Origin of the sequence: Sphingobacterium sp. 18053 (assembly GCF_902706145.1) — a bacterium.
GTDB lineage: Bacteria > Bacteroidota > Bacteroidia > Sphingobacteriales > Sphingobacteriaceae > Sphingobacterium > Sphingobacterium paramultivorum.
Genome location: NZ_CACSJW010000019.1, coordinates 1 through 5285, shown reverse-complemented (window position 1 = coordinate 5285; position 5285 = coordinate 1). Strand labels below are relative to the sequence as shown.

2 tRNA genes, 2 rRNA genes and 1 other annotated feature are annotated in these 5285 nt (G+C 49.9%); all 4 genes read right to left on the bottom strand.

What is annotated here, in order from left to right:
- Positions 1-84 (bottom strand) — a sequence feature (5S ribosomal RNA rRNA prediction is too short).
- A gap of 126 nt (positions 85-210) precedes the next feature.
- Positions 211-3090, bottom strand: a 23S ribosomal RNA gene (locus tag GVK91_RS27010).
- Positions 3091-3319: 229 nt separating this feature from the next.
- A tRNA-Ala gene (locus GVK91_RS27005) sits at positions 3320-3393 on the bottom strand.
- 11 nt (positions 3394-3404) lie between these two features.
- Positions 3405-3478: transfer RNA gene (locus GVK91_RS27000), tRNA-Ile, on the bottom strand.
- 121 nt (positions 3479-3599) lie between these two features.
- Positions 3600-5129, bottom strand: a 16S ribosomal RNA gene (locus GVK91_RS26995).
- The 16S and 23S rRNA genes sit together here with 2 tRNA genes alongside, the layout of an rRNA operon.
- Positions 5130-5285: the final 156 nt, after the last annotated feature.

The window sequence follows — 5285 nt, the reverse complement described above, 5'->3', positions numbered from 1 at the left end:
TTACGGCAATACCATCGGCTCTGGCGGGCTTGACTGCTCTGTTCGGAATGGGAAGAGGTAGACACCGCCGATATAGGCACCTAAAAATCTTTATTGGCTGATCTATGATATTCATATCATGTTATTCATGCCAACTGACATAGCTATTGAAAGAGGTTCGTTTCTTGTTTGTTTCAAAAATTAAAGAGGAAGACAACAGTGTCTGTCTGCTTGAGAAAGCTTCGGGCTATTAGTACCACTTGGCTTTGGTCTCTCAACCTTTACACCTATGGCCTATCAACGTAGTCATCTTCTACGACCCTATAAGGAAGTCTCATCTCGTGGCTAGTTTCGCACTTAGATGCTTTCAGCGCTTATCTATTCCAGACGTAGCTACCCTGCCGTACACCTGGCGGCATAACAGGTTCACCAGAGGTCTGTCCAACCCGGTCCTCTCGTACTAAGGTCAGATCCACTCAAACTTCCAACGCCCACAACAGATAGGGACCGAACTGTCTCGCGACGTTCTGAACCCAGCTCGCGTGCCACTTTAATGGGCGAACAGCCCAACCCTTGGGACCTTCTCCAGCCCCAGGATGTGACGAGCCGACATCGAGGTGCCAAACCTCCCCGTCGATATGAGCTCTTGGGGGAGATCAGCCTGTTATCCCCAGCGTACCTTTTATCCTTTGAGCGATGGCCCTTCCATACAGAACCACCGGATCACTATGTCCGTCTTTCGACCCTGTTCGACTTGTCGGTCTCACAGTCAAGCAAGCTTATGCCATTGCACTCCACGTACGGTTACCAAGCGTACTGAGCTTACCTTTGAAAGCCTCCGTTACCTTTTTGGAGGCGACCACCCCAGTCAAACTACCCACCAAACAATGTCCTCGGCATGACCGAGTTAGAAACCGAATACAGAAAGGGCGGTATTTCAAGGTTGATTCCATGACTCCTGGCGAAGCCACTTCAACATCTCCCGCCTATCCTACACATCCTGTACCCAATCTCAATGTTAAGCTATAGTGAAGGTGCATGGGGTCTTTCCGTCCCGTTGCGGGTAATCGGCGTCTTCACCGATACCACAATTTCACCGAGCTCATGGCTGAGACAGCGCCCAGATCGTTACACCATTCGTGCAGGTCGGAACTTACCCGACAAGGAATTTCGCTACCTTAGGACCGTTATAGTTACGGCCGCCGTTTACTGGGGCTTCGATTCAATGCTTCTCTTACGATGACATCCCCTCTTAACCTTCCAGCACCGGGCAGGTGTCAGGCCTTATACTTCATCTTGCGATTTTGCAAAGCCATATGTTTTTGTTAAACAGTCGCCTGGGCCTTTTCACTGCGGCTGCTCATCGCTGAGACAGCGCCCCTTCTCCCGAAGTTACAGGGCCATTTTGCCGAGTTCCTTAGCCATGACTCACTCGAGCACCTTAGGATTCTCTCCTCGACCACCTGTGTCGGTTTGCGGTACGGGTCTTCATAACCTGAAGCTTAGCGGGTTTTCTTGGAAGTCTGTTTACCTGCTCTATCAGCGCCACCGGAGCTTTGCTGTACTATTGGGTTTCAGCAGGGTCGGCGGATTTGCCTACCGTCCCTATACCTACGCCTTTCAACGAACTATTCCGTCAGTTCGCGGCAGTGTCACTACTCCGTCACCACATCGCAGTTATGAAGAGTACTGGAATATTAACCAGTTGTCCATCGGCTTGCCCCCTTCGGGTGCGCCTTAGGTCCCGACTGACCCTGATCCGATTAACGTTGATCAGGAAACCTTGGTCTTTCGGTGGGCGGGTTTCTCACCCGCCTTATCGTTACTTATGCCTACATTTGCTTTTCCATAACCTCCACAGTTCATTGCCAAACTGCTTCTCCGGCGATGGAATGCTCCCCTACCAGATGCACCTAAGTGCAAATCCATAGCTTCGGTACCGTTCTTGATGCCCGTTTATTATCCACGCCCGGCCGCTCGACTAGTGAGCTGTTACGCACTCTTTAAATGAATGGCTGCTTCCAAGCCAACATCCTAGCTGTCTGGGCAACCGGACCTCGTTAGTTCAACTTAGAACGAATTTGGGGACCTTAGCTGATGGTCTGGGTTCTTTCCCTCTCGGCCTTGGACCTTAGCACCCAAAGCCTCACTGCCGGCTATATTTGATAGCATTCGGAGTTCGTCTGGATTTGGTAGGATTTGACTCCCCCGCACCCAATCGGTAGCTCTACCTCTATCAAACTCTACGCCGACGCTGTTCCTAAAAACATTTCGGGGAGTACGAGCTATTTCCCAGTTTGATTGGCCTTTCACCCCTACCCTCAGGTCATCCGGAAACTTTTCAACGTTTATCGGTTCGGTCCTCCATTACATGTTACTGCAACTTCAACCTGCCCAAGGGTAGATCACAAGGTTTCGCGTCTACCTCATCTGACTATGCGCCCTATTAAGACTCGCTTTCGCTTCGGCTGCGTCCCTGAAGGACTTAACCTTGCCAGACAAGAGTAACTCGTAGGCTCATTATGCAAAAGGCACGCTGTCACAGAACTTGTCTGCTCCAACCGCTTGTAAGCACACGGTTTCAGGTTCTTTTCACTCCCCTGTTCGGGGTTCTTTTCACCTTTCCCTCACGGTACTGGTTCACTATCGGTCTCTCAGGAGTATTTAGCCTTACCAGATGGTGCTGGTGGATTCCCACAGGATTTCTCCGGTCCCGCGGTACTCAGGATACCACTATGTCAACATTCTTTACCTGTACGGGGCTCTCACCCTTGTCGCGCAGTTTCCCACCTGCTTCCAGTTCATAGCGCTGTACAATGTCGTGGTCCTACAACCCCGACCATGCCGTAACATGATCGGTTTGGGCTCTTTCCCGTTCGCTCGCCACTACTTGGGAAATCATTGTTATTTTCTTCTCCTACGCCTACTTAGATGTTTCAGTTCAGCGCGTTCGCGTTTTATACGACTATTCTTCAAATAGTCAGGTTGCCCCATTCGGAAATCTCTGGATCAAGTCGCATTTGCCAATCCCCAAAGCTTATCGCAGCTTATCACGTCCTTCTTCGCCTCTGAGAGCCTAGGCATCCCCCGTGTGCCCTTATTTACTTTCTTCACCGGCATAGCCTTTTGCTACTATGCGGCTGCTTGTGATATATATACACATATGCTAGGTTCGGGATCGTTCGGCCTTGACCGAGGGTCTCTCCCTTACTTCAAACACATACACGTATTGTCTCTATACTGTTGTCTTCTCTTGTAATTTTTTTTCTCTTTCAATATGTCAAAGAACTCTTTTTCCGGTTTATTTTAGGAGCATCTGTCGATGTTCCTCCCGGAGATGTGGAGAATAACGGATTCGAACCGTTGACCCCCTGCGTGCAAGGCAGGTGCTCTAGCCAGCTGAGCTAATTCCCCTCTTTTTTTCGTAGTCCCGAGCAGATTTGAACTGCTGACCCCTACATTATCAGTGTAGTGCTCTAACCAACTGAGCTACGGGACTAGCTTATCTTGTTCATCTCTTTCTCTCGGTACTGCTCCATTCGGGGCGGGCACTTTCTTCTGATGTTTTCTTCTTTTGCAATCATATGTAACGTGACGAGTACCGATCCGCGATACTCTAGAAAGGAGGTATTCCAGCCGCACCTTCCGGTACGGCTACCTTGTTACGACTTAGCCCCAATTATCGGTTTTACCCTAACACGCTCCTCGCGGTAACATGCTTTAGGTACCCCCAACTTTCATGGCTTGACGGGCGGTGTGTACAAGGCCCGGGAACGTATTCACCGCGTCATTGCTGATACGCGATTACTAGCGAATCCAACTTCATGGGGTCGAGTTGCAGACCCCAATCCGAACTGTGAATGGCTTTTAGAGATTAGCATCATATTGCTATGTAGCTGCCCGCTGTACCATCCATTGTAGCACGTGTGTAGCCCCGGACGTAAGGGCCATGATGACTTGACGTCGTCCCCACCTTCCTCACTGTTTGCACAGGCAGTCTGTTTAGAGTCCCCACCATTACATGCTGGCAACTAAACATAGGGGTTGCGCTCGTTGCGGGACTTAACCCAACACCTCACGGCACGAGCTGACGACAGCCATGCAGCACCTAGTTTCGTGTCCCGAAGGACGAATGCGTCTCTGCATTCTTCACTAACTTTCAAGCCCGGGTAAGGTTCCTCGCGTATCATCGAATTAAACCACATGCTCCTCCGCTTGTGCGGGCCCCCGTCAATTCCTTTGAGTTTCACCCTTGCGGGCGTACTCCCCAGGTGGATAACTTAACGCTTTCGCTTGGACGCTGGCTGTCTATCGCCAACATCGAGTTATCATCGTTTAGGGCGTGGACTACCAGGGTATCTAATCCTGTTCGATCCCCACGCTTTCGTGCATCAGCGTCAATACCAGCTTAGTGAGCTGCCTTCGCAATCGGAGTTCTAAGACATATCTATGCATTTCACCGCTACTTGTCTTATTCCGCCCACTTCAAATGGATTCAAGCCCATCAGTATCAAAGGCACTGCGATGGTTGAGCCACCGTATTTCACCCCTGACTTAATAGGCCGCCTACGCACCCTTTAAACCCAATAAATCCGGATAACGCTCGGATCCTCCGTATTACCGCGGCTGCTGGCACGGAGTTAGCCGATCCTTATTCTTCCAGTACATTCAGCTTCCTACACGTAGAAAGGTTTATTCCTGGACAAAAGCAGTTTACAACCCATAGGGCAGTCATCCTGCACGCGGCATGGCTGGTTCAGGCTTCCGCCCATTGACCAATATTCCTTACTGCTGCCTCCCGTAGGAGTCTGGTCCGTGTCTCAGTACCAGTGTGGGGGATTCTCCTCTCAGAGCCCCTAGACATCGTCGCCTTGGTAAGCCGTTACCCTACCAACTAGCTAATGTCACGCGAGCCCATCTCTATCCTATAAATATTTAATATCCAACCGATGCCGGTCAGATATATTATGCGGTGTTAATCTCTCTTTCGAGAGGCTATCCCCCTGATAGAGGTAGGTTGCTCACGCGTTACGCACCCGTGCGCCACTCTCACCGTCTTCGAGCAAGCTCTCCGACGGATCCCGTCCGACTTGCATGTATTAGGCCTGCCGCTAGCGTTCATCCTGAGCCAGGATCAAACTCTCCATTGTAAAATGAAGTTTTTGATTCCAACTATTTACATAATCAGAATTCTTTTTTTATATCTCTGATCTTGGATCGAATTGAACTAATTCTTGAATTTGTTCATGACTTTCGTTTGTCTACTCGTCACGCTTACATGATTGTGTTTTCTTAAAGAACTTTTC